A 23,453-nucleotide genomic window follows, 5' to 3' on the forward strand; every position below is an offset into this window, starting at 1 on the left:
GTGACTCGATGAGTCTGCTCGACGTACGTGACCTGAGCGTCGTGTTCCAGCGGCGTGGCGAGCGACCCTTCAACGCCGTCGACAAGGTCAGCTTCACGGTGGAGCCGGGGCAGACCGTCGGCCTGGTCGGCGAGTCCGGCTGCGGCAAGAGCGTGACCAGCCTCGCCATCATGGGTCTGCTGCCCAAGCGCGGCAACAAGGTCAGTGGAGAGGTGCTGTTCGACGGCGCCGACCTGCTGAAGCTGCGACCGGGGGACATGCGTGACCGGCGCGGCCGGGACATCGGCATGATCTTCCAGGACCCGCTGTCGTCGCTGAACCCGGTCATTCCGATCGGTGTGCAGGTCGCCGAGGTGCTGGAGCGCCACCAGGGCCGGGACCGCAAGCAGGCGCTGCGCGAGGCTCGCGACCTGCTCGACGCGGTCGGGATCCCTGACCCGCAGCGGCGGCTCAGCGAGTACCCGCACCAGATCTCCGGGGGCATGCGCCAGCGCGCCCTGATCGCCATCGCGCTGGCCTGCAAGCCCCGGCTGCTGATCGCCGACGAGCCCACCACCGCGCTCGACGTGACCATCCAGGCGCAGATCCTCACGCTGCTCAAGCAGTTGGTGGACGAGAGCGGCACCGCACTGATCATGATCACGCACGATCTGGGTGTGGTGGCCGGGCTCTGCGACACGGTCAACGTGCTCTACGGCGGCAAGGTGATCGAGCGGGCGCGGCGGCACGAGCTGTTCGCGCACGCCCGGCACCCGTACACCCACGGGCTGCTCAACTCGGTGCCCCGGCTGGACTCCCCGCGCGGCGAGCGACTGCACGCGATCCGCGGGTCGGTCGCCGACAACATCCCGTGGACCGAGGGGTGCGCGTTCGCGCCGCGCTGCGACAACGTCGTGGACGCGTGCCTGGAGGGGCCTCCGCCGCTCGAACCGACCGCCACCGGCGGCGACCTGCGCTGCAACAACCCCGTCTCCGAGGAGGTGGCGGCCCGATGACCGAAGAGACCACCCCGCTGATCGAGCTGCGCGACGTCAAGGTCCACTTTCCGATCAAGAGCGGTCTGCTCTTCGACCGGACCGTCGGGTACGTCTACGCGGTCGACGGTGTGTCACTGAGCATCCGCAAGGGCGAGACGTACGGCTTGGTCGGCGAGTCCGGCTGCGGCAAGTCGACGCTGGGTCGTGGCCTGCTGCGGCTCGTCGAGCCCACCGACGGTGAGATCGTGTTCGACGGCACCGACGTCCGGGCCCTCAAGGGCGAGGCGATGCGGCACGCCCGCCGCCGCATGCAGATGATCTTCCAGGATCCGCTGTCCAGTCTCGACCCTCGACAGTCGGTGGAGTCGCTGCTCGTGGAGGGCCTGAAGGCGCACGGGCTGGCCGGCGACAAGGCCGAGACGAACCGGCGACTGCGCGAGACGCTGGAGGCGGTGGGCCTGCCCGCGTCCGCCCTCAGCAAGTATCCGCACGAGTTCTCCGGCGGTCAGCGCCAGCGCATCGGCATCGCCCGGGCCCTGGTGCTCAACCCGGACCTGATCGTCGCCGACGAGCCGGTCTCCGCACTGGACGTGTCGATCCAGGCGCAGGTGCTCAACCTGCTCGAGGATCTGCAGAACGAGCGCGGTCTGACGTACCTGATCATCGCGCACGACCTGGCTGTGGTCCGGCACATCGCCGACACGGTGGGCGTCATGTACCTCGGCGGTCTCGTCGAGGAGGCGTCCAGCGACGACCTGTACCGCGAGCCGATGCACCCGTACACCCGGGCGCTGATGTCCGCGGTGCCGGTGCCCGACCCGGTCGTCGAGGACCGCCGCGAGCGCATCCTGCTCGCCGGCGACCTGCCGTCGCCCAGCAACCCGCCGTCGGGCTGCCGGTTCCACACCCGGTGCCCGTGGGCGCAGCCGACCCGCTGCGCGAGCGAGCGACCGGAGCTGCGGGACGTCGTCGGTGGGCACCGGGTGGCCTGCCACTTCGCCGAGGACATCGCCGCCGGTCGGATCCGGCCGCACGAGGTCGAGGTGGAGCTGGTGCGCCCGACCGATGGCACCGGTCCCGTCGACCCGCCGGGCGAACTGATCCCCACCCCGTGACGCGGTCCGGGGCCGTCCACGACGGACGGCCCCGGATCTGCGTACGGGGCCTCAGCCCTCGGGACGGTTCAGCAGGGCCACCGCGACGGCGTGCACGGCGTCCAGCCCCGCCGGATCGGCCAGCGCGACCGATCCGCCGGTCACCGCGTACCACTCGTCCGCGTCCTTGTACTGCACCCGCAGCGTGACCTTGCCGTCCGCGTACTCGGTGCGCAGGGTCAGCTCACCGGTGACGACGCCGACCTCGTCGGTCATCACCCCGCCCGGTCCGGGCACGATGTCGGCGGTCCGGCTCTGCGGCGCGCTCGCGCCGGTCGAGTCCGCGACCATGCCGGCGCCCGGCACCGCGGCCGGCGTGTCGCCGGTGCCGTCGGCGGTCATCCCGGCGGCGGACGGGGCCGTGTCCGCCGCCGTCTTGGCGTCTGTCGCCGGTTCCTCGCTCATCAACAGCCCTCCAGCATGTCGGTCAGGGCGCTCTTCTCGGCGCTCGTCACCGTCAGCTTCCAGTAGTGCTTCACCGTCACCCAGTCCTTGGCGTACTGACACCAGTACGACCGGTTCGCCGGCTTCCACTGGGACGGATCCTGGTCACCCTTTGCCCGATTGGAGGACGCGGAAACCGCGATGAGCTGCGGACGTGTCGTGTCGTTGGCGAAGTCACCCCGCTTGGCGTTGTCCCACTCGTCCGCGCCCGAGCGCCACGCGTTGGCCAACGGCACCGTGTGGTCGATGTCCACGTCGGAGGGATCGGTCGCGCTGCGGCCGTCGTACACGCTCTCCCAGCGGCCGCCGACCACGTTGCAGCCGGACAGCTTCACGTCCTTGCCGTCGCGTTGCAGGATGCTGTCCCGCACGTCGCAGTTCTTGCCGGTGTCCCGCCAGTGCGGGAAGCGCTCCCGGCTGTAACCCTTCATCGAGCCGGCGGTGGCGACGGTCAGCTGGCCCAACTGCTCGACGGCGTTGCCGCCGCCACCCGGTGCCGGCGTTCCCTCCGGCTCCTCGGGCGGGACGCAACCGGCTACGCCGAGCGCCAGCGCCGCGACGAGCGCGGTCACCGCCGCGCGCTGTCCTGATCTGGTACGCACAGACGACACCTCTCCAGCTTGCGGGCTCCCGGCGATTGCGCACAGTACCCGGGCATGGTTTCGGCGTTTCGTGGCGTCTCCCACATCCTGCAAGGCAGATTGGTGAGATGACCACAGCCGTACCGTCGCCCGCTCTGCGGATGGGCACCGCCGCCGGCCGGGGGACGCTGCTCGCCGCGGTGCTCGCCTCCGGCATGGTCTTCCTGGACAGCACCGTCGTCAACGTCGCGCTGCCGAAACTCGGCCAGGATCTCGGGGCCAACGTGGCCGATCTCCAGTGGACCGTGAACGGCTACCTGCTGATGCTGGCGGCGTTCGTGCTGCTCGGTGGAGCTCTCGGGGACCGCTTCGGTCGGCGACGGGTCTTCCTGATCGGGGTGGTGTGGTTCACCGTGGCCTCGGTGCTGTGCGGGCTGTCCCAGGGCACCGGCACCCTGATCGCCGCCCGGTTCCTCCAGGGCGCCGGCGGGGCGCTGCTCACCCCCGGCTCCCTGTCGGTGCTCCAGGCCAGCTTCCACCCGGACGACCGGGGCAAGGCGATCGGCGCCTGGGCCGGGCTGTCCGGTGTGTCCACCGCGCTGGGCCCGTTCCTCGGTGGCTGGCTGATCGACGCGCTGTCGTGGCGGTGGATCTTCTTCCTGAACCTGCCGCTCGCGGTGCTGGTGGTGCTGGCCACCGTCCGCTGGGTGCCGGAGAGCCGGGACGAGAACGCCTCCCGGACGCAGGGGCCGGACCGGACGCGACGCCGGTTCGACGTGGCCGGGGCGCTGCTCGGCGCGCTCGCGCTCGCCGGCGTCACGTACGCATTGATCGACGCGCCCGCCCGGGGCTTCACCTCGGCGTCGGTGCTGATCGCCGCGCTGGTCGGGGTGGTGGCCGCGGTGACCTTCGTGCTGCTGGAACGGCGGCGCGGCGACACGGCGATGCTGCCCACCGGGCTGTTCAGCAGCCGACTCTTCTCCGTCCTGAACATCTTCACCGTGGTGGTCTACGCGGCGCTCGGCGGGTTCACCTTCTTCTTCGCGGTCTACCTGCAGAACGTCGTCGAGTGGTCGGCCTTTCGCACCGGGATCGCGCTGCTGCCGATGACGGTGCTGCTGCTCATCGGGTCGGCCCGGGCGGGCGCGCTGTCGGCGCGGATCGGCCCCCGGCTGCCGCTTGCCGTCGGGCCGGTGATCGCCGCCATCGGTCTGCTGCTGCTGCGCGGCGTCAGCCCCGGCGCGTCGTACTGGACCGACGTGCTGCCCGGGGTGCTGCTCTTCGGTCTCGGGCTGACCCTGGTGGTGGCACCGCTGACCGCGTCGGTGCTCGCGGCGGTGCAGGACCGCTTCTCCGGGGTGGCCAGCGGCTTCAACAACGCCGCGTCCCGGGCCGGTGGCCTGCTCGCCGTGGCCGCGCTGCCGCTGCTGGTCGGCCTGTCCGGCGGCGGCTACGAGCAGAAGGCCGAGCTGACCGACGCGTTCCGGGGAGCGCTGGCCTGGTGTGCGGGGCTGCTGCTGGTCGGAGCGGTGCTGGCCCTCGTGCTGGTGCACCGGCCCCCGCGCGCGGCGCCACCGTCGCAGCCCTGCCACCAGATGCCCGCCGCCACGCCCCCGAAGTAGACCGACTTCGGGGGCGTGGCGGGCATGTCAGCCGCGGGCGCGGTTGACCGCGCTGGTGACCGCCTTGATCGATGCGGTGACGATGTTGGCGTCGGTGCCGACACCCCAGACCGTCCGACCGTCCACCTCGCACTCCACATAGGCGGCGGCCTGCGCGTCGCCACCGGAGGACAGCGCGTGCTCGTGGTAGTCGAGCACCCGGACGCCCACCCCCACCGAACCGAGCGCGTTGACGTACGCGTCGATCGGGCCGTTGCCGACCGCGGCGAGCGAGCGCTGCTCGCCGCCCACGCCGACCTGTGCCTCGATCTCGACCTTGCCGTCGGTGGTGCCGATCGTGTAGCCGCCGAACCGGATCGCCGGGTCGGGCTGGTGGTCGAGCAGGTAGTGCGTCGCGAAGATCTCCCACATGGCGCGCGGGTCGACCTCGCCGCCGTCGTGGTCGGTGACCTGCTGTACGACCCCGGAGAACTCGATCTGGAGGCGGCGGGGCAGGTCCAGCTGGTGCTCGCTCTTCATGACGTACGCGACGCCGCCCTTGCCGGACTGCGAGTTGACCCGGATGACCGCCTCGTAGGTGCGGCCCAGGTCCTTCGGGTCGATGGGCAGGTACGGCACCGCCCAGGTGTGCTCGTCCATCGGCACGCCGGCCGCCTTCGCATCGGCGGCGAGGGCGTCGAAGCCCTTCTTGATCGCGTCCTGGTGGGAGCCGGAGAACGCGGTGTAGACCAGGTCGCCCGCGTACGGGTGGCGCTCGTGCACCGGCAGCTGGTTGCAGTACTCGACGGCCCGCCGGATCTCGTCGATGTTCGAGAAGTCGATCATCGGGTCGATGCCCTGGGAGAAGAGGTTGAGCCCCAGCGTCACCAGGTCGACGTTGCCGGTGCGCTCGCCGTTGCCGAACAGGCAGCCCTCGATCCGGTCCGCGCCGGCCAGCAGGCCCAGCTCGGCGGCGGCGACCCCGGTGCCCCGGTCGTTGTGCGGGTGCAGGCTCAGCACCACGCTGTCGCGACGCGGCAGGTGCCGGTGCATCCACTCGATCGAGTCCGCGTACACGTTGGGGGTGGCCATCTCGACCGTGGCCGGCAGGTTGATGATCAGCGGCCGGTCGGGCGTCGGGTCGATCACGTCGATGACCTTGCTGCAGACCTCCAGCGCGTACTCCAGCTCGGTGCCCGTGTACGACTCCGGCGAGTACTCGTAGAAGATCTCCGTGTCCGGGGTGTGGATCTCGGCGTACTTCTGGCAGAGCCGCGCGCCGGTGGTGGCGATGTCGGCGATGCCGTCCTTGTCCAGGCCGAAGACCACCCGCCGCTGGAGGGTGGAGGTCGAGTTGTAGAAGTGCACGATCGCCCGCTTGGCGCCGCGCAGCGACTCGAACGTCCGGTCGATCAGGTGCTCCCGGCACTGGGTGAGCACCTGGATGGTGACGTCCTCCGGGATCATGTCCTGCTCGATGAGCTGCCGGACGAAGTCGAAGTCGGTCTGGCTGGCCGACGGGAAGCCGACCTCGATCTCCTTGTAGCCCATCTGGACCAGCAGCTGGAACATCCGCCGCTTGCGCTCGGGCGACATCGGGTCGATCAGCGCCTGGTTGCCGTCCCGGAGATCCACGGCGCACCAGCGCGGAGCGGCCTCGACGGTACGGGTGGGCCAGGTGCGGTCCGGCAGGTCGATCCGGAACTGCTCCCGGTACGGCTGGTAGCGGTGGTACGGCATCCGGCTCGGGCGTTGCCGGGCGATCGGATCGGTATCGGCGTCGGTGACAGGTTGAGCCATCTCAGAGTGCTCCCTGGAACATGTGGCGTCAGCAGATCGGAAGGTGTCGGCGAGGTGCCGGGCGACGGTGCGCGGCGGTGCCGAGAGGAAACTCAGATGTGCTGGACGGCGCGATGCGACTCCGCGACGAGGTGCCGGCCGGTCAGGCCTCGTCGCGGCGGCTAAGGAGAAGAAGCGCCTGCCACATGACCAGGTCACCCTACGTGATGGAACGGAGGGTGGAAAGGTAGGTCCGGACTATGGGACCGGAGTCATTGCCGGCTCGTCGACCTCGGCGCCCAGCCTCGGCGTCCGTAGAGCCCAGGCCACCGCGGGCACGATCGCCACTCCGAGCAGCACGAAGATCGCTGCCGTCGGTAACCATCCCCAGCCGCCGGTGGTCACGCCGAGCGCGGTCAGCCCTGCCGGGGCGATCAGGTACTGCACCTGCTCGCCGAGCCGGAACGCCCCCACGTACGCGCCACGTTGGCCGGCCGGCGGCAGGGTGGCGGTGAACCCCCAGGCACCCGCCGACTGGATCAGCTCGGCCAGGATCAGCAACGTCGCGGCGGCCACCAGCACCACGACGGTGAGCGGGCCCCGGGTGACCCCGGAGATCGGCAGGACCAGACAGGCCGCGGCGATCAGCAGGCCCCCACGACGGGAGGCCCGCGCCGCGCCTGCGGCGGTGTCGGCGCCCCGGCTCACGCGTACCTGGAGCAGCACGATCAGTACCGTGTTGAGCAGCACCAGCGCGGCGATGACGGTCTTCGGGGCGTCGGTGTGGGTGAGGATCCAGAGCGGCATGACCGTCAGGTAGAGCACTCCGTGCGCGGTGAGCAGCCCGGAGAGCAGGGACACCGTCATGAACGGGCGGTCCCGCAGCACGGCGAGCCGACTCATCGGCTCCACCGGCCGGGTCACCTGCGGCAGCCGGGGCAGTCGCCGGACGAACAGGGCCGTCACCAGGATCACCGCCGCGATGAACCAGACCATCGCCCGGTACGCCTCGATCGTGTCCACCGCCAGCACCAGGCCGCTGATCACCGCGCCCAGCCCGAATCCGATGTTCAGCGACGAACGCTGGTACGCCATCGCAGTGACCCGTTCGGCCGGGGGCAGCGCGTTGATCGAGTAGACCTGGCGGGCTACGCCGGTCGACGCGTCCACGGCCGCCAGTGCCACCACCACGGCGAGGAAGCTCGCGAAGCCGCCCACGAACGGGTACGTGGCGAAGAGCGCCGCGTCCAGCACCAGCCCGACCGCCCAGACCCGCTGCGGCCCGTACCTGTCGGTGAGCCCGCCCAGCGGCACCGTGCCGAGCAGCGACACCCCCGCCGCGATGGACAGGCCCAGCCCGACCTGGGCGGCACTGAGCCCGAGCGCCCGGGTGAAGAAGACGGCGCTGCCCGCGTGGAACAGGCCGCTGCCGACGGCGTAGATCATGGCCTGCACGGCCAGCGCGCGGGTCAACCCGGCAGGCGGTACGACGTTCTGGACAGCGGTGCGGATGGTGTCTCTGGCCCCCATGGGGGGAGTGAACCGCGCCCCCACGGGGACCGTCGAGCCTTTTAGGCTGGACCGAATCCTGCTCCCGAGGTGGTGCGTGTGTCCGAGTTGCGGTTCAGCCTGGCCGACGTCGCGGGGGTGCGGCTCGCCGTGTCGCCGGTCAACGAGACGGTCATGAGCATGTGGGCGATGGCCAGCCCGGTCCGTTACGCCGTGCACCTGCCCTGGATCGACCGGGCCCGGGTGACCCTGCGCCGTCCCGAGGTGGCCGCCCGGGTCGGACCGCTGACGCACCTGGTCGGGCGGGGTCGCTGGTTGCCCGACTTCCTCACCCCGGCGGCCCGGCCGAACGTGGAGATGGCCGAGCAGCTTGAGCAGATCGCCGCGACGCCGCCGAGCGTGGTGGTCCAGGACCTGCTGGCCACGATTCCGAGCCGGCCGCTCAAGCCGTTCGGGCAGGCGCTGCTCACCGACCCCCGTGGGCTGCTGCCGCAGCTCGTCGACGCGGTGCGGGTCTGGCACGACGAGGCGATCGCCCCGGACTGGCAGCGGATGCGGGCGCTGCTCGACGCCGACGTGGCGTACCGCGCCGCCCAGCTCGCCGAGAACGGCGCCGGTCGGTTCTTCGAGCAGCTCCACCCGAGCCTGCACTGGCACGGGGACCGGGTGATCAGCGACGACACGTTCGGGCGGGACTTCGACCTGCGCGGTCGCGGGCTGGCGCTGAACCCGACGGTGTTCAGCGGGCGGCAGGTGCTGTGGAACCTGCTGGAGGATTCGCTGCCGGCCGGCGCGTACCCGGTCCGGGCGGTCGGGACGCTCTGGGAGGCGACCGCGCCACCGCCCGGCGACCCGCTGGCACGGGTGATCGGCCCCGGCCGCGCCGCGCTGCTGCACCTGCTCGACACGGCCACCACCACCACCGACCTGGCCCGCCGCACCGGGATGTCCGCGGGGAACGTCTCGCAGCACCTGGCCGCGTTGCATGCCGCCGGCCTGGTCAGCCGGTCTCGACAGGGTCGGCACGTCCTCTACCGCAACACCGACGCCGCAGAGGTTCTGCTGCGGGCCAGCGGGGCGGCCGACCCGGTCGGGTGATCAGGCGAGCAGCAGGTCGGCGACCGGCCGACGGTGCCGCAGGCCGGTCTCCCGGGCGCGCAGCTCGGCCGGGAGGGCGAACGGGTCGCCGAGCCGGCCGACGGCGGCGACCACCAGCGGTCGGACGCCGCCGGGCAGGTCGAGTTCGATGGCGAGGCCGGCCCGGTCGAAGCGGACGAGCTGGCGGACGTGCAGACCGAGCGCGGTGGCCTGGAGCGTGAGGTGGGCCATCGCCTGACCGAGGTCGTACGCGGCCCGCTCGGCGTCGCCGCCGGTGTGCGCGCCGACCACCAGGGTCGCGGCGTGCCGGGCCCAGCCCTGGTCGTCGGCGGGCAGGTTGATCAGGATCCGTTTCCAGTTCTGGTCGTCCCGGTGGCCGAGGGCGAACCGCCAGGGCTGCCCGTTGTCCGCCGACGGCGCCCACCGCGCGGCCTCCAGCAGCGAGGCCGCCTCGTCCGAGGTCAGGGTGGCGCTCGGGTCGAAGGCCCGAGGGCTCCAGCGGAAGGCGAGCAGCGGGGTCAGGTCAGCCATGCCGAGAATTGTCCTGTATGGGTGATTCGCCACTCAACGTGGGCTCGCCGGATGTGGGCAAAAGCACCCGTAACGGTATGAAGATCAGGGCGTTCCCGCGCTCGGGCTGACTGTCGGGTCGGGCGTCGGAGGGGCGGCGGTGTCGAGGGGCTCCGCGTCCACCACCACCGGCCCGGCGAGCTGCACGGTGGCGGGCGCCGGGCCGGGCGGGGCCGCCAACCGCAGCGTGCCGGCCTCGGTCCGGACGCCGGTAGGCGTGCCGTCGGTGTCGTAGCAGTAGATGCCGACGTCCAACGGCGCGTTCAGCGAGGCGGAGGTGGAGTCCACCGAGTAGCAGGCCCCGGTCAGCCCCTTGGGCGTGGCGGCCACGGCCACCGCGAGTGGCGCGCGCCGGTCGGTCAGCACGTCCAGCCAATCGGTGAGTGGATGCTGGATCCGGGGGTCCACCCGGCGCGGGAGCGCGTCGTCCCGTTCGCCGAGGCGTACGCAGCGCGCCGGCTCCGGGTGACCGGTCGAGGGCAGCGCGCACTGGAACAGCCCGTCGCCGGTGGCGGCCAGCGAGACGTCGGCGGTGCCACCCAGCGCCCCGCCCGGCACGTCGACCCGCCAACTGCCGTCGTTCGCGCTGGTGAACACGATGCTGCGGTCCGGTTGGCCGGTCCGGCCGAACACGTACCGCGCCACCAGGTGGCGATCCTGTGCGGCGGCGGCCAGGGCGGCCAGCTCGTCCCGGGCGCCGTCCACCTCGACCGGCCCGGGATCGGCCGGCGGCGGAGGCGGCGGAGGTTGCTCGCTGGTGCAGGAGACCAGGACTGCCGGCAGGGCGAACACGAGCGGCCCGAGCACGCGGCTGGCCGAGCGGTGAAGGACGGGCACCGGCCCATTCTGGTGGGTGCGGGCCAGGTGTGGGCAGCGGCGGGCAGCCGTCCGCCCCGGCGTGTCGGGCACGGAATTTCGGCGTACCGCCCGAACTCGCGGACCTGGCCACCCGCCTTGCCCGGACGGCCGCGCGGGCCGGATGGTGGGATCACCCGACCCGCCGCCGTGACCCGCCGGATACCCTCATGGGGTCTGACACGCGCCGCCGGCCCCGGTTCCGGCGGCGTCGGCACGCTCAGGGTCACTGGGAGGGAGTGCACCGTCGTGGCACTCGTTGTGCAGAAGTACGGCGGGTCCTCCGTCGCCAACGCCGAGCGGATCAAGCGGGTGGCCGAGCGCATCGTCGCCGCCCGCAAGGCCGGCGACGACGTGGTGGTGGTGGTCTCCGCGATGGGGGACACCACCGACGAGCTGCTCGACCTGGCCAACCAGGTCAGCCCGCTGCCGCCGGGCCGCGAGCTGGACATGCTGCTCACCGCCGGGGAGCGGATCTCGATGGCCCTGCTGGCCATGGCGATTCACAACCTGGGGTACGAGGCCCGCTCGTTCACCGGCTCGCAGGCCGGCGTGATCACCACCTCGGTGCACGGCCGGGCGCGGATCATCGATGTCACCCCGGGGCGGCTCAAGGGCGCGCTCGACGAGGGCTCGGTGGTCATCGTGGCCGGCTTCCAGGGCGTCTCGCAGGACACCAAGGACGTCACCACGCTGGGCCGCGGCGGCTCGGACACCACGGCCGTGGCGCTCGCCGCCGCGCTGCACGCCGACGTCTGCGAGATCTACACCGACGTGGACGGCATCTTCACCGCCGACCCGCGGATCGTGCCCAACGCCCGCCACATCCGGGACATCACCTACGAGGAGATGCTGGAGCTGGCCGCGTGCGGTGCGAAGGTGCTGCACCTGCGTAGCGTGGAGTACGCCCGCCGGGCGGGGTTGCCGATCCACGTCCGTTCGTCATACTCGACCAACACCGGCACGATGGTCACCGGATCGATGGAGGACCTTTCCGTGGAGCAGGCACTGATCACCGGGGTCGCGCACGACCGCAGCGAGGCCAAGATCACGATCGTCGGCGTGCCCGACGAGCCGGGTGCCGCCGCGCGGATCTTCGACACCGTCGCCGGCGCCGAGATCAACATCGACATGATCGTGCAGAACGTCTCCACCGAGGGCACCGGCCGGACGGACATCTCGTTCACGCTGCCCAAGGCCGACGGCCCGACCGCGATGGCCGCCCTCAGCAAGATCCAGGAGCCGGTCAAGTTCAAGGGCCTGCTGTACGACGACCACGTCGGCAAGGTCTCCCTGATCGGTGCCGGCATGCGCTCGCACCCCGGTGTGGCCGCCGGCTTCTTCGCCGCGCTCGGCGCTGCCGGGGTCAACATCGAGATGATCTCCACCTCCGAGATCCGGGTGTCCGTCGTCTGCCGGGACACCGACCTCGACGCCGCGGTCCGCGCCATCCACGACCAGTTCGAGCTGGGCGGCGACACCGAAGCCGTGGTCTACGCCGGGACGGGAAGGTAGCGCCGATGACGGCGCTGCCCACCCTCGCCGTGGTCGGAGCGACAGGTGCCGTCGGCACCGTGATGTGTGAGCTGCTCAGCGGGCGTCGCAACGTCTGGGGTGAGATCCGGCTCCTCGCCTCCGAGCGTTCGGTCGGCAGGCGGGTGCGCTGCCGGGGCGAGGACATCGTCGTCCAGGCGCTGACCCCGGAGGCGTTCGACGGGGTCGACGTGGCGATGTTCGACGTGCCCGACGAGGTCTCCGCCGAGTGGGCGCCCATCGCCGTCGCCCGGGGCGCGATCGCCGTGGACAACTCCGGCGCCTTCCGGATGGACCGGGACGTCCCACTGGTCGTCCCGGAGATCAATCCCGAGCAGGTCCGCAACCGGCCCCGGGGCATCATCGCGAACGCCAACTGCACCACCCTCGCGATGATCGTCGCGGTCGCGCCCCTGCACCGCGAGTACGGCCTGCGGGAGCTGGTGCTCGCCTCCTACCAGGCGGTCTCCGGCGCCGGTAAGGCCGGCGTGGACATCCTGCACGACCAGCTCACCAAGGTCGCCGGGGATCGCGCGCTCGGCTCGCGTACCGGCGACGTCCGCCAGGCGGTCGGCGACGACCTCGGCCCGTTCCCGGCGCCGCTGGCGCTCAACGTGGTGCCCTGGGCGGGCTCGCCGGCCGACGGCGGCTGGTCGTCGGAGGAAATGAAGATCCGCAACGAGTCGCGGAAGATCCTCGGCCTGCCCGACCTCAAGGTGTCCGCCACCTGCGTCCGGGTGCCGGTCGTCACCGCCCACTCGGTGGCCGTGCACGCGGTCTTCGCCACCGAGGTCGACGCCGAGGGCGCCCGCGAGGCGCTGCGTAACGCCCCCGGCGTGATCCTCGTCGACGACCCCGCCGCCGGTGAATTCCCGATGCCGATCGACGCGGTCGGCACCGACCCGTCGTGGGTCGGCCGCATCCGCCGCGCCCTGGACGACCCGCGCGCCCTCGACTTCTTCGTCACCGGCGACAACCTCCGCAAGGGCGCCGCCCTCAACACGGCCCAGATCGCCGAACTCCTGGCCAAGGAACTCCGCACCCCCTAGCCCCGCCCACACCCCGTCGCCCCCGCCCCTCGCTCCGCCCCGCTCCACGTGTCGATCATGGAGTTGTGGTGGGCGTTTTAGCCCCGGAAGGGGTGAACGTCCCCACCACAACTCCATGATCGACGTAGCGAGGGGCGAGGGGCGAGGGGCGAGGGGCGAGGGGCGAGGGGCGAGGGGCGCGGGGCGGGGGGCGCGGGGCGGGGAGGTTCACGCCGCGGCGAGGTGGACTCCGTCTCGGCCTTGGCGCTTTACCGCGTAGAGGGCCTGGTCGGCCCTTCGTAGGGTGCGGTCGGGGGACTCGCCGGGGCGGGGGAGGGCGACGCCCACGCTGATCGTGCGACCGGTCCGGCGAGCGGCCTCGGTCAGCCGCTCGGCGATCCGGACCGCCTCCTCCGGACGGCTCACCTCGATCACCGCCACGAACTCGTCGCCGCCGATCCGGTACAGCTCGTCGCCGTGGCGCAGCGCCCCCTCCAGCGCCCGCGCCAACCCGACCAGCACCTGGTCGCCGGCCTGATGGCCGTACGTGTCGTTGACCGTCTTGAAGCCGTCCACGTCGATCGCCAGCAGAGCCGTACGCCCCGGGGTGGCCGCCGCAATCCGCTGCCCGAACGGGCCGGTGTGCCGCAGCCCCGTCAGCGGGTCCGAGCTGGCCTGCTCCCGCAGCCGGGCGAGCGTACGCAGCCGGTCCAGGCTGGTCCACACCTGCCCGGCGAGCAGCTCCATCAGACTGACCGTGGTCGGGTCCGGCCGCAGCGCCCGCTCGTCGGCGACGAGCAGCGCCCCACCGACGTCCGGTGGACCCACCGGAACGGCGATCAGCGTGCGTACCCCGGCCCGGGTCAGCGGCCGGTAGTCCTCAGTCGGCGGGTGGCCCGCCTCGCCCAGTGTGTAACCGGCGCCGTACCGGTGCGCCCGGTCGATCATCCGGCCGAGAGCCTCCGGCCCCGCCTCGGCCAACTCGGCCCGGATGCGGGTCTCCAACTCGCACCCCGCCAGCGCCAGCGGCCCGAGCTGGGCGCCCTCCGGGCCGCCGATCAGCAGCACCGCGGTGGAGAGGGTGGACACCTCCCGGGCGGCCGAGGTCGCCGCGCTGATCACGGCCTCCTCGGTCGGCGCGGCGGAGAGCGCGGCGGCGTGCCGGAGCAGCTTCTCGCTCCGGCTCTCCGACGGAGGGCCGCCCAGCGCGGCGATGCGCGCGCCGAGCCGGGCCGCCAGCCGCTGCGCGGTCTCCTGCCACGGCTCCAGGTCGACCGGCCCACTCCACTGCAGGTCCAGTACGCCGAACACCCGGCCCGCCGGGTCGCGCACCGGCACGCACAGCTCAGCGGTCACGTCCGGGCGTACCGGAAGGTAGTCGGGGTCGGCGGTGACGTCCGGGACGACCGCCGCGACGTCGGTGGCGTACACCCGGCCGACGATCCCGGTGCGCGCCGGAACGGTCGCGAAGACCTGCCATGCACCGGTCGCCGCCACGCACCGCAGCCGGTCGTGGGCCTCGAGCAGCACCGAGATGGTGGCCGGGGTGTGGCGCGACAGCGCGGCGACCGTCCGCCGGCAGGCCTCCGGCGCGGTCGACGCCATCGACAGGCCGACGGTGACGTCACGGATGACTCGCTGATGATCCACTCGCACGTCGTTCCAGGTAGGGGAGGGTTCTGCGCGATCAAGCGTACCCACGCCGACGGGACCGCCCCGAGCTTCGTACACATGTGCTATCCACAGGCTGTGGACGCAGCCTGTGGGAAGAAGCGGCGGGCGATAGCGTGGAACTCCCGTCGCCGAGGAGGCGAGCACTCATGCTCATCGCCCAGCTCAGTGATCCGCACGTGACCACCGGCCTGCTCGCCGCCGAGCCCGCCGCCGGGCTGCACCGGGCGCTCGGCCGGGTGCTGGCCCTACGCCCGCGACCCGACTGCGTGGTCATCACCGGCGACCTGGTCGACCACGGCCGACCCGACGAGTACGCGGCGCTGCGCGAGCTGATCGGCCGATTCCCGCTGCCGGTGTACCTGGCCGCCGGCAACCACGACGACCGGGAGTCTCTGCTCGACGCGTTCGGCGGCACACCCTGGCTCGGCGGTGGGTTCTCCGCCTACTACCACGTCGACCACGAGGCGGCGACTGTCGTCGTGCTCGACTCGCTCACCCCCGGCAGCGGCGGCGGCAACCTGGGCGAGGAGCAGCTCGCCTGGCTCGACGGCGTGCTCTCCGGTCGGCCCGACGTGCCCGCCGCGATCTTCCTGCACCACCCGCCGGTCGCGGTCGGCATCCCGGCGGCGGACGCCATCCGGCTCGCCGACGGGCCCGCGCTGGCCGAGGTGATCGGCCGGCACCGGCACGTCGTGCGGGTCGCCGCCGGGCACCTGCACCGTCCGGTCACCAGTGGGTACGCCGGCACGATGCTCACCGTGGCACCCAGCACCTGGAAGCAGAGCACCCTCACGATGGCCACCGACGAGGTGATCGGCTGGGTCGCCGAGCCGACCGCCTTCCTGCTGCACCGCATCGAGCCAGACGGCTGCGCGACCCACGTCGTGCAGGTCAGCCACTCGGCCGGCCAGACCTGCGGCTTCTGAGCCCGCCGCCCATGCCCGACACCGTCTGGTACGTCGCGTACGGCTCGAACATGCACGCCGCCCGGCTGGCCTGGTACATCGTCGGCGGCTGCCCGCCCGGCGGTCGGCGGACGTACCCGGGTTGCCGCGACCCTCGTCCGCCGAGCCGGTCGGCGCCGGTGTGGCTGCCGGGCGGGATCTACTTCGCCGGGGAGTCCGGCGCGTGGACCGGCGGGATGGCGTTCTACGACCCGCAGCTGCCGGGCGAGGCCGCCGCCCGGGCCTACCTGGTCACCATCGAGCAGTTCACCGACATCGCCGCCCAGGAGATGTACCGCCCGACGGGCGACACCGCCGACCTCATTCCGGCGACCGGCGCGGCTGTCGACACCGCCGTCGCGAAGGGGCGGGCGACGCTCGGCCCGGGCCGCTACGAGACCCTGATCTGCCCCGGGCTGCGCGCCGGCGTTCCGATGCTCACCTTCACCGCCCCCGAGCCGGCGTCGGCCGTGCGCTGCCGGCCACCGGCACCGACCTACCTGCGCATGATCGCCCGAGGGCTGCGCGAGTCACACGGCTGGCCCGCCGAGCGGATCGTCGACTACCTGGCACAGCGTCCCGGAGTCGTCGACTGCTGGCCGCCCGACGCCGTCACGACCCTGGTCACCGACGCGCTCGCCACCGACTGACTTATGAGGGGCCGCGTGGTTCGGGCCCACGCGGTCCGGGGTCGTCAGCCGAGCAGGAACTCGCGTAGCGCGGGGGCGAGCGTGGCGGGCGGCACCTCGTGGTAGCCGCCGTCGAGACTGATCGACCGGCCGCCCGGAATCGCCTCGGCGGTGGCGCGGCTCGCGTCGCGCAGCCACTGTGGACTGCCGGTGCTGTCCACCGTGAGCGTCGGGGTGGTGATCGCTCCCAGCCGGTCGACCGGGAGGGCGCCACCGGCGCTCACCAGCGCGTCGTACGGCAGGGTGTGCGCGATCGCGGCCAACGACTCCCACATCGGCTGCGCCCGCATGCCGGCGACCGCCTCGGCCGGCAGGCCCACCGATTCGAGGAGGAACATCTCCACCGTGCCGTCCCGGTCGCCGGCGGCGATCCGCTCGGTGAGTCGCGCCGAGATGTCCTCCCGGATGCCGACATGCGGACCGACCTGGAAGGGCGGCTCGAACAGGACCAGCCCGGTCGACGGCAGGCCCTGTGCGGCAGCGAGGGCGGCCAGGATCGCGCCCGAGGAGATCCCGTAGAGGGCCGCGCTGCCACCGACCGCGTCGACAACGGCGGCCAGGTCCTCGATCTCCCGATCGACCGCGTACGGCGCCGTGTCCCCGCTGTGGCCCCGCCCGCGGCGGTCGTAGCCGACGGCGGTGAAGTCCGGTGCCAGCGCCTCGCCCAACGCCCGGGTCGTGCCGCGGTCGTTGAACGCGCCGCCCACCAGGACGATCGCCGGTCCGGCCCCGGACCGCTCGTATGCGATGGGCGTGCCGTCCGCCGATCGCACCTGCTCCACCGTTGGGGCTGTTCCGCTCACGATGCCGCCTCCATCCGCGTCTGCCGTCCCGTCCTTTCTAGACCAGCGGACCGACAATGTCCGGCAGACCGCCGTCGACCACGGGCCATGTCGACCCGTGCGCCGATGCCGGCGTATCCGCAGCTCTGACCTGCTGTCGGCGGAACGGCTTCGATCCGCTGCCCGGCTCGACCGACCGGCGTCCGGATGAGAGGCTGTCGGTGCGGGCGGCGATTCCCAACCGCCGCCATCCGCGACCGACCCTTCCGACGGCGTCGGTCGGCGGCCCGGTCGACCCACAGGCCGGCCACCGCACGCGCCGATTCTCACGAGGAGTTCCATGTCCATACCCGGGATGCGTCGGGCCGCTGTCGGCCTGACCGCGCTCGCGGTGGCAGCGCTCGGCGCGGTCGCCACCACTCCCGAGCAGGCCGACGCGCGACCGAAGCCGGTCGACGTCACCCTGCTCGCTCTCAACGATTTCCACGGCAACCTCGAACCCCCGAGCAGCACCAACGGCACCATCGCAGGTCAGCCCGCGGGCGGTGTCGAATACCTCGCGACCCACCTGGCCGAGCTGCGCGCCGCCGCCAAGAAGAAGAACACCATCACCGTCGCCGCCGGTGACCTGATCGGCGCGTCCCCGCTGCTCTCCGCGGCGTTCCACGACGAGCCGACCATCGAGGCGCTGAGCATGGCCGGGCTCGACTACGCAAGCGTCGGCAACCACGAGTTCGACGAGGGCGCCGCCGAGCTGCTGCGGATTCAGAACGGCGGCTGCCACCCGGTGGACGGCTGCGCCGACGGCACCCCGTACCGGGGGGCCGGCTTCCAGTACCTGTCCGCCAACGCCTTCAAGACCGCCACCGGCAAGCCGTTGATGGCGCCGTACGCGATCCACAAGGTGCAGGGCGTCAAGGTCGGCTTCATCGGGATGACCCTGGAGGGCACCCCGGAGATCGTCAGCCAGCAGGGCGTCGCAGGCCTCACCTTCACCGACGAGGCGGAAACCGCGAACCGGTACGCCCGTGAGCTGCGCCGCAAGGGCGTGGAGACGATCGTCGTGCTGCTGCACGAGGGCGGCACCCAGGCGGCGACCGGTGGCATCAACGACTGCGTCGGCATGACCGGCCCCATCGTGGACATCGCCAACCGGATGGACCCGTCGATCGACGTGGTGGTCAGCGGCCACACCCACCAGGCGTACAACTGCAACATCAACGGCAAGCTGGTCACCAGCGCCAGCTCGTTCGGCCGCCTGGTCACCGACATCGACCTGAAGATCGACCGCCGGTCCGGGGACGTGCTCTCGGCCGCCGCGAACAACGTGGTGGTCACCCGGGACGTCGCCAAGGACCCGAAGCAGACCGCGCTGATCGACAGGTACAAGACGGTGCTCGGCCCGGTCGCCGACCGCCAGGTCGGCGAGACCACCACCGCGATCACCAAGACGCAGGAGAACCTGCTCGACACCTGCTCCGCGGCGGTGCCGGCCTCGTGCGGCGAGTCGCCGCTGGGCAACCTGATCGCCGACGCGCAGCTCGCCGCCACCGACGACGAGCAGAACGCGGTAGCCGCCTTCATGAACCCGGGCGGGGTACGCGCCAACCTGGACGCCGGCCCGGTCACCTACGAGGAGGCGTTCACTGTGCAGCCGTTCGCCAACAACCTCGTGACGCTGGATCTGACCGGCGCGCAGCTCTACTGCGTACTGGAGCAGCAGTTCGTGACCGGTCGGGTGCTGTACCCGTCCTCGACCGTGGGTTACGTCGTGGACCTGAAGGGCGCCACCGCTCCCGCGGCGGACCCGTGCGCCGGCACCCGCGTGGTCCGGGGCAGCCTCACCATCGGGGGAACCGCCGTCGACGCCGCCGCCACCTACCGGGTGACGGTGAACAACTTCCTCTCCGGCGGCGGCGACGGCTTCAGCGCCCTCACCGCCGGAACCAACCAGGTCACCGGCCAGATCGACCTGGACGCGTTCGTGGCGTACCTGACCGCGCAGTCGCCGGTCTCCGCCCCGACGCTCGACCGCATCCGCACCACCGCCGAGGTCCCCGCCGCCTGACGGCGTACCCCGCACGATCGGGCCCCGGAGCACCCGCTCCGGGGCCCGACCCGTCTCCGGGCACCGGCGGCCGCGGCGCCCTGCTGCCGTCCCGCGTGTTGCCCGCGCCCTGCGCGTTGCCCGCGCCCTGCGCGTTGCCCGCGCCCTGCGCGTTGCCCGCGCCGGGCAGCGCCGGCCGGCCCGCCTCCGCAAGATCCTGCTCGATCCTGGTTGTAGTGGCCTTCGGGCGTAGGGATGCCACTACATCCAGGATCGAGCATGATCTTGCACGGACGCACGGACGCACGGACGCACGGACGCACGGACGCACGGACGCACGGACGCACGGACGCACGGACGCGCACGACGCCGCCCCGCCCGCGGTCTTGGCTGCCCGCGCATCCGAACGCGGCTACCGCGTCGGGTCAGACGGGGGCGGGCGCCGGGGCGGGCGCGGTGATCGTCGGGCGGCCGTCCTGATCGGTGGTGAGCAGTCGGCGCAGGGAGAGCGCGATGAGCGAGGCGACCAGGCAGCCGCCCACCACCACCGCGACCCAGACCATGCCGTTGGCCGCGCCGATGAGCGGGCCGGCGGTCACCGGACCGATCACACCGCTGATCCCGAAGATCATCGAACTCATGGCGTTGTACCTGCCGCGCAGCTCGTCGGTGGCGAGCGCGTTGGTCAGCGCCGGCATCACCGGCGACAGCAGCGTCTCGCCGAGGCCGAAGATCGCCGAGCAGGCCACCACGCACAGGGCGGCCACCAGGGCGTTGCCGGTGCTGACCACACCGGCGACGCCGAGGACCAGCCAGGCGGCGGCGAACACCGCCCCGACCACGGCGAGCGCGCCGGTGCGGCTACGCCCCTCGATCCGGCGGATCACCAGCAGTTGGGCGAGCACGATCATCACCGTGTTGGCCGCGAGCGCCCAGGCCACCACCCGGGGGTTCACCTCGGCGACGCGTACCGCGAATGCGGCGAAGCCGACCTCGACCTGGGCGTACCCGCAGGTGGTGAGGACCAGACCGAAGATCACCAGCCGGCGGAACGGACGGTCCCGGAGCACTGTCAGGTAGCCGCCGCTCGACGGACCGTCGCCGGCGGAGCGGCTGCCGAGTCGGTGGCCGACGCCGGGCAGGGTCAACAGGATCAGAGCCGGCATCAGGTAGCTGACCGAATCCAGCAGGTAGATCGTCTGGAAGGTGGCGGGTCGCGCCGTGTCGACGATCGCGCCGGACGTCATGCCGCCGATACCGATGCCGAGGTTGAGCAGCGCGAAGTTCAGCCCGAAGACCCGTTGCCGCTCACCGTCGTCGGTGAGCGAGGCGAGGATGGTGTTCTGCCCGGACCAGATCGCCGAGCTGCCGACGGCGATCACGGTCATCACGAGCAGGGCCGAGCCGGTCGAGTGGACCAGCGCCAGCGAACCGGTGCCGATCGCCTCGATCACGAGACACGGCACCACCACCCGGCGCGCGCCGAACCGGTCGATGAGCGTCCCGCCCAGCGGCGACAACGCCAGAGTGACGACGCCGTACCAGCCGATCACCAGACCGGCGCGGGTGTCGGTGAGCCCGCGTACGTCGGTGAGGTAGATGAACAGGAACGGCAGGGTCAGGCCCCGCCCGATCGCCGACAGCAGGGTGCCGAGGAGGATCCGGCGGGCTTCCGGACGGCGGGGCAGGGATCGACGCAGCATGTCCGGCATTCTGTTCGGTGGGTGTGACGCCCCGCGAACCGTTTTGCAGCGGCGACGCTGTTCCCGGGCCGCCGCGTGACCAACCCCACGGCGATCGTCGGTGTCCGCCGGGTCTGCGATGCTGGCCCGATGACCGGCACCTGGCGACACCTGCCCGCTACCGCCCGCGCCATCGCGGTGACCGCCACGGCGGCCGTCGCCGCAGCCCAGGCCCGCGACGATCAGGCGTACGACGAGGCGGTCGTTGATCTCGCGGCCGACGAGCGGTCCGGTCTGGTGCTCGGAACTGTGGTGCGGCTCCTGCTGGAGGAGGGCCACCCGGAGGGGCTGGCCGGCGACGACATCCGTCAGGTGCTGACCCGCTGCGTGCAGGACGCGATGCGGTGGCGTCGCGACGTCGATCCGCACGTGGTGCTCGTCCTGCTCGCCGGAGCCCTCGGTGTGTACGACCCCGAGGGCGACGAGTCGCGGCCGGACGCGGCGGCCCTGGCCCGGCATGCTCCGCTGCTCGTGGCCGACCTGTTGGCGGTGACGGGCGTGCCGTTGGACGACTATCTGGCTGCCGCGTTCACCGAGATCGAGCGCACCGAACGGCAGGACTGACGGCACGGGTTGCCGTGAGCGGGGACCGTCGCAGACAGACACAAGAGGGCACATCCATTGATCGGATGTGCCCTCTTACCTCTGGTCGGGGTGGCCGGATTCGAACCGACGACCTCTTCGTCCCGAACGAAGCGCGCTACCAAGCTGCGCCACACCCCGAGGCGTGCCGACAAATAGTAGCCCACCCGCCCCGATGGTCAAACTCGGTACCCCCGCCGCCCGACCCGGCCGAATCACGCCCGCAGCCGCCAAGATCCGCGCAACTTCCCCGATGTTGCTGCCTCCCGGCACGGCGAGGCAGCAACATCCCCGATACTGCGCGGATCTTGGGGCGAGGCGGGGCGACGGCGGGCGACGGCGGGGGACGGCGGGGCGACGGCGGGGGCGAGGGCGGGGCGACGGCGGGGCGGGCGGTCGGGGGCGGTCGGGGAGGCGCGGCGGGACAGGTCAGCGGGGGATGAGGGTCAGGATGCTCGCCTCCGGGGGGCAGGCGAAGCGGATCGGTGCGGTCGGGTGGGTGCCGAGGCCGGCGGAGACGTGCAGCCAGGAGTCCGATCCCGGCCACCGGTGCAGCCCACGTGCCATCGAGCGGGGCAGGCCGCAGTTGGTCACCAGCGCCCCGTACCCCGGGACGCAGACCTGGCCGCCGTGGGTGTGCCCGGCCAGCAGCAGGCCAAAGCCGTCGGCGGCCATCTGGTCGAGCACCCGTGGCTCGGGGGAGTGAGTCACGGCGATCGACAGGTCGGCGGAGGACGAGACGCGGCCGGAGACGGCAGGGTAGTCGTCCCGGTCGATGTGCGGGTCGTCGACGCCCACGAGGTCCACTTCCCGGCCGCCGGCCTTGAGGGTAGTCCGGGCGTTGTTGAGGTCGGCCCAGCCGGCGCCGGTGAACACCTGGCGCAGTTCCTCGTAGGGCAGGTCGACGCCTTCGGTGTACTCCCGGTCGGGCAGGAAGTAGGTGAACGGGTTCTTCAGCACCGGCCCGGTGTAGTCGTTGGAGCCGAACACGAACGCGCCCGGGTAGTCGAGCAGCGGTTGCAGCGCCCGCAGCACGCCCGGCACCGCGCCCGGGTGCGCCATGTTGTCGCCGGTGACCACGACCAGGTCCGGGTCGAGGGCGGCCAGCGACGCCACCCAGCGCTGCTTGCGCGCCTGGTCGGGCATCATGTGCAGGTCCGACAGGTGCAGCACGCGCAGCGGCTCCGCGTCGGCCGGCAGCGTCGGCACGTCGTACCGCCGGAGGGTGAACATGTTGCGCTCGACGAGCGACGCGTACGCGAGTGTGGTCGCGCCGACTGCTGCGGTTCCGGCGGCGAGGCGGAATAGTGTGCGCTTTCGCATGGCGTTCAGGGTAGTTTGACCGTCCATGAGCACGCTGAAGGACCGCCTCACCGCCGACATGCGTTCCGCGCTCAAGGCGCGCGACGAGCTGACCACCTCCACGCTGCGGATGGCCCTGGCCGCCGTGGGCAATGCCGAGGTCGCCGGCAAGGCCAAGCGCGAGCTCACCGACGACGAGGTGCTCGCGGTGCTGACCAAGGAGGCCAAGAAGCGTCGGGAGGCGGCCACCGCCTTCGCCGACGCGGGCCGCGCCGAGCAGGCCGCGAAGGAGACCGCCGAGGGTGAGGTGCTGGACCGCTACCTGCCCAAGCAGCTCTCGGACGCCGAGCTGACCGAGCTGGTCGCGGGGGCGCTCGCCGCGGGCGGCTTCACCGGCAAGGCCCAGATGGGCCCGGCCATGAAGGCGGCCCAGGCCGCGGTGGCCGGCCAGGCCGAGGGTGGTCGGGTCGCCGCCGAGGTACGCCGACAGCTCGGGCTCTGATCCCCAGCGCCCAGTCCGGACATGCGAACGGGCGGTCACCCCCACAGAGGGTGCCCGCCC

21 protein-coding genes and 1 tRNA gene are annotated in these 23,453 nt (G+C 72.2%); 11 read left to right on the forward strand and 11 right to left on the reverse strand.

What is annotated here, in order from left to right:
• The first annotated feature begins 8 nt into the window (after nt 1-8).
• Entirely contained in the window at nt 9-995 is a 987-nt protein-coding gene (locus B0E54_RS10950; RefSeq protein ID WP_234583250.1) for an ABC transporter ATP-binding protein, read from the forward strand.
• Nucleotides 992-2,092 (forward strand): ABC transporter ATP-binding protein, encoded by a 1,101-nt coding sequence (locus tag B0E54_RS10955; RefSeq protein ID WP_234583251.1) that lies wholly within the window; start codon nt 992-994, stop codon nt 2,090-2,092. The genes B0E54_RS10950 and B0E54_RS10955 overlap by 4 nt, the downstream gene beginning before the upstream one ends.
• A gap of 51 nt (nt 2,093-2,143) precedes the next feature.
• Here the strand turns inward: B0E54_RS10955 and B0E54_RS10960 are convergent, their stop codons facing one another.
• Nucleotides 2,144-2,536: a hypothetical protein gene (locus B0E54_RS10960; protein WP_234583252.1), complete on the reverse strand. Its 393-nt coding sequence runs from the start codon at nt 2,534-2,536 to the stop codon at nt 2,144-2,146.
• Nucleotides 2,536-3,177, reverse strand: a complete 642-nt coding sequence (locus B0E54_RS10965) for an HNH endonuclease family protein (RefSeq protein WP_234583253.1) — start codon at nt 3,175-3,177, stop codon at nt 2,536-2,538. The genes B0E54_RS10960 and B0E54_RS10965 overlap by 1 nt, the downstream gene beginning before the upstream one ends.
• Before the next feature lie 107 nt (nt 3,178-3,284).
• Between B0E54_RS10965 and B0E54_RS10970 the strand changes: the two genes are divergently transcribed.
• Nucleotides 3,285-4,778: an MFS transporter gene (locus B0E54_RS10970; protein ID WP_234583254.1), complete on the forward strand. Its 1,494-nt coding sequence runs from the start codon at nt 3,285-3,287 to the stop codon at nt 4,776-4,778.
• Between the two features lie 27 nt (nt 4,779-4,805).
• Here the strand turns inward: B0E54_RS10970 and leuA are convergent, their stop codons facing one another.
• The gene (leuA, locus tag B0E54_RS10975) at nt 4,806-6,557 is read right to left on the reverse strand and encodes a 2-isopropylmalate synthase (RefSeq protein WP_234583255.1); all 1,752 of its coding nucleotides are present in this window, start codon (nt 6,555-6,557) and stop codon (nt 4,806-4,808) included.
• 237 nt (nt 6,558-6,794) lie between these two features.
• Nucleotides 6,795-8,066, reverse strand: a complete 1,272-nt coding sequence (locus B0E54_RS10980) for an MFS transporter (protein WP_234583256.1) — start codon at nt 8,064-8,066, stop codon at nt 6,795-6,797.
• A 78-nt stretch (nt 8,067-8,144) separates the two neighbouring features.
• Between B0E54_RS10980 and B0E54_RS10985 the strand changes: the two genes are divergently transcribed.
• Complete coding sequence (locus tag B0E54_RS10985; RefSeq protein WP_234583257.1) at nt 8,145-9,143, forward strand: ArsR family transcriptional regulator; 999 nt, start codon at nt 8,145-8,147, stop codon at nt 9,141-9,143.
• Here the strand turns inward: B0E54_RS10985 and B0E54_RS10990 are convergent, their stop codons facing one another.
• Nucleotides 9,144-9,674 carry a nitroreductase family protein gene (locus B0E54_RS10990; RefSeq protein WP_234583258.1) on the reverse strand — a complete coding sequence of 177 codons (531 nt, stop codon included), beginning with the start codon at nt 9,672-9,674 and terminating at the stop codon, nt 9,144-9,146. It abuts the gene before it with no gap.
• A gap of 84 nt (nt 9,675-9,758) precedes the next feature.
• The gene (locus B0E54_RS10995) at nt 9,759-10,550 is read right to left on the reverse strand and encodes a hypothetical protein (RefSeq protein ID WP_234583259.1); all 792 of its coding nucleotides are present in this window, start codon (nt 10,548-10,550) and stop codon (nt 9,759-9,761) included.
• A gap of 267 nt (nt 10,551-10,817) precedes the next feature.
• Here B0E54_RS10995 and B0E54_RS11000 point away from each other — a divergent pair, with 267 nt between their 5' ends.
• Nucleotides 10,818-12,083, forward strand: coding sequence for an aspartate kinase (locus B0E54_RS11000; RefSeq protein ID WP_234583260.1), 1,266 nt, complete (start codon nt 10,818-10,820; stop codon nt 12,081-12,083).
• A 5-nt stretch (nt 12,084-12,088) separates the two neighbouring features.
• A complete protein-coding gene (locus tag B0E54_RS11005) occupies nt 12,089-13,150 on the forward strand; it encodes an aspartate-semialdehyde dehydrogenase (RefSeq protein ID WP_234583261.1) in 1,062 nt (353 codons plus the stop codon).
• Nucleotides 13,151-13,357: 207 nt separating this feature from the next.
• Here B0E54_RS11005 and B0E54_RS11010 read toward each other — a convergent pair whose 3' ends face one another.
• Nucleotides 13,358-14,779 carry a diguanylate cyclase gene (locus B0E54_RS11010; RefSeq protein WP_234583262.1) on the reverse strand — a complete coding sequence of 474 codons (1,422 nt, stop codon included), beginning with the start codon at nt 14,777-14,779 and terminating at the stop codon, nt 13,358-13,360.
• A 170-nt stretch (nt 14,780-14,949) separates the two neighbouring features.
• Here B0E54_RS11010 and B0E54_RS11015 point away from each other — a divergent pair, with 170 nt between their 5' ends.
• Both B0E54_RS11015 and B0E54_RS11020 read left to right on the forward strand, forming a co-directional pair.
• On the forward strand, nt 14,950-15,729 hold the full coding sequence (locus B0E54_RS11015; protein WP_234583263.1) for a phosphodiesterase: 780 nt from the start codon (nt 14,950-14,952) through the stop codon (nt 15,727-15,729).
• 11 nt (nt 15,730-15,740) lie between these two features.
• Nucleotides 15,741-16,397: a histone deacetylase gene (locus tag B0E54_RS11020; RefSeq protein WP_234583264.1), complete on the forward strand. Its 657-nt coding sequence runs from the start codon at nt 15,741-15,743 to the stop codon at nt 16,395-16,397.
• Between the two features lie 44 nt (nt 16,398-16,441).
• On the opposite strand, the gene B0E54_RS11025 is transcribed toward B0E54_RS11020, so the two are convergent.
• Nucleotides 16,442-17,239: an alpha/beta fold hydrolase gene (locus tag B0E54_RS11025; RefSeq protein ID WP_234583265.1), complete on the reverse strand. Its 798-nt coding sequence runs from the start codon at nt 17,237-17,239 to the stop codon at nt 16,442-16,444.
• Between the two features lie 319 nt (nt 17,240-17,558).
• On the opposite strand from B0E54_RS11025, the gene B0E54_RS11030 reads away from it, so the two are divergent.
• Nucleotides 17,559-19,286: a bifunctional UDP-sugar hydrolase/5'-nucleotidase gene (locus tag B0E54_RS11030; protein WP_234583266.1), complete on the forward strand. Its 1,728-nt coding sequence runs from the start codon at nt 17,559-17,561 to the stop codon at nt 19,284-19,286.
• A 404-nt stretch (nt 19,287-19,690) separates the two neighbouring features.
• Here B0E54_RS11030 and B0E54_RS11035 read toward each other — a convergent pair whose 3' ends face one another.
• A complete protein-coding gene (locus B0E54_RS11035) occupies nt 19,691-20,968 on the reverse strand; it encodes an MFS transporter (RefSeq protein ID WP_234583267.1) in 1,278 nt (425 codons plus the stop codon).
• 129 nt (nt 20,969-21,097) lie between these two features.
• On the opposite strand from B0E54_RS11035, the gene B0E54_RS11040 reads away from it, so the two are divergent.
• Nucleotides 21,098-21,571 carry a hypothetical protein gene (locus B0E54_RS11040; protein ID WP_234583268.1) on the forward strand — a complete coding sequence of 158 codons (474 nt, stop codon included), beginning with the start codon at nt 21,098-21,100 and terminating at the stop codon, nt 21,569-21,571.
• A gap of 82 nt (nt 21,572-21,653) precedes the next feature.
• On the opposite strand, the gene B0E54_RS11045 is transcribed toward B0E54_RS11040, so the two are convergent.
• Both B0E54_RS11045 and B0E54_RS11050 read right to left on the reverse strand, forming a co-directional pair.
• Nucleotides 21,654-21,730: transfer RNA gene (locus B0E54_RS11045), tRNA-Pro, on the reverse strand.
• 288 nt (nt 21,731-22,018) lie between these two features.
• Nucleotides 22,019-22,912 carry a metallophosphoesterase gene (locus tag B0E54_RS11050; protein WP_234583269.1) on the reverse strand — a complete coding sequence of 298 codons (894 nt, stop codon included), beginning with the start codon at nt 22,910-22,912 and terminating at the stop codon, nt 22,019-22,021.
• Between the two features lie 25 nt (nt 22,913-22,937).
• On the opposite strand from B0E54_RS11050, the gene B0E54_RS11055 reads away from it, so the two are divergent.
• The gene (locus B0E54_RS11055) at nt 22,938-23,393 is read left to right on the forward strand and encodes a GatB/YqeY domain-containing protein (protein WP_234583270.1); all 456 of its coding nucleotides are present in this window, start codon (nt 22,938-22,940) and stop codon (nt 23,391-23,393) included.
• Nucleotides 23,394-23,453 lie beyond the last annotated feature (60 nt).

The organism is Micromonospora sp. MH99 (assembly GCF_021442385.1).
Lineage (GTDB): Bacteria > Actinomycetota > Actinomycetes > Mycobacteriales > Micromonosporaceae > Micromonospora.

Excerpts from the sequence above, each read along its gene's own strand:
- B0E54_RS10980 (WP_234583256.1), bottom strand. The coding sequence starts at position 8,066 with ATGGGGGCCAGAGACACCATCCGCACCGCTGTCCAGAACGTCGTACCG.
- B0E54_RS11050 (WP_234583269.1), bottom strand. The coding sequence starts at position 22,912 with ATGCGAAAGCGCACACTATTCCGCCTCGCCGCCGGAACCGCAGCAGTC.
- B0E54_RS10990 (WP_234583258.1), bottom strand. The coding sequence starts at position 9,674 with ATGGCTGACCTGACCCCGCTGCTCGCCTTCCGCTGGAGCCCTCGGGCC.
- B0E54_RS11055 (WP_234583270.1), top strand. The coding sequence starts at position 22,938 with ATGAGCACGCTGAAGGACCGCCTCACCGCCGACATGCGTTCCGCGCTC.
- B0E54_RS11005 (WP_234583261.1), top strand. The coding sequence starts at position 12,089 with ATGACGGCGCTGCCCACCCTCGCCGTGGTCGGAGCGACAGGTGCCGTC.
- B0E54_RS10960 (WP_234583252.1), bottom strand. The coding sequence starts at position 2,536 with ATGAGCGAGGAACCGGCGACAGACGCCAAGACGGCGGCGGACACGGCC.
- B0E54_RS11030 (WP_234583266.1), top strand. The coding sequence starts at position 17,559 with ATGTCCATACCCGGGATGCGTCGGGCCGCTGTCGGCCTGACCGCGCTC.
- B0E54_RS11015 (WP_234583263.1), top strand. The coding sequence starts at position 14,950 with ATGCTCATCGCCCAGCTCAGTGATCCGCACGTGACCACCGGCCTGCTC.
- B0E54_RS11040 (WP_234583268.1), top strand. The coding sequence starts at position 21,098 with ATGACCGGCACCTGGCGACACCTGCCCGCTACCGCCCGCGCCATCGCG.
- B0E54_RS10970 (WP_234583254.1), top strand. The coding sequence starts at position 3,285 with ATGACCACAGCCGTACCGTCGCCCGCTCTGCGGATGGGCACCGCCGCC.
- B0E54_RS10950 (WP_234583250.1), top strand. The coding sequence starts at position 9 with ATGAGTCTGCTCGACGTACGTGACCTGAGCGTCGTGTTCCAGCGGCGT.
- B0E54_RS10955 (WP_234583251.1), top strand. The coding sequence starts at position 992 with ATGACCGAAGAGACCACCCCGCTGATCGAGCTGCGCGACGTCAAGGTC.
- B0E54_RS11035 (WP_234583267.1), bottom strand. The coding sequence starts at position 20,968 with ATGCTGCGTCGATCCCTGCCCCGCCGTCCGGAAGCCCGCCGGATCCTC.
- leuA (WP_234583255.1), bottom strand. The coding sequence starts at position 6,557 with ATGGCTCAACCTGTCACCGACGCCGATACCGATCCGATCGCCCGGCAA.
- B0E54_RS11020 (WP_234583264.1), top strand. The coding sequence starts at position 15,741 with ATGCCCGACACCGTCTGGTACGTCGCGTACGGCTCGAACATGCACGCC.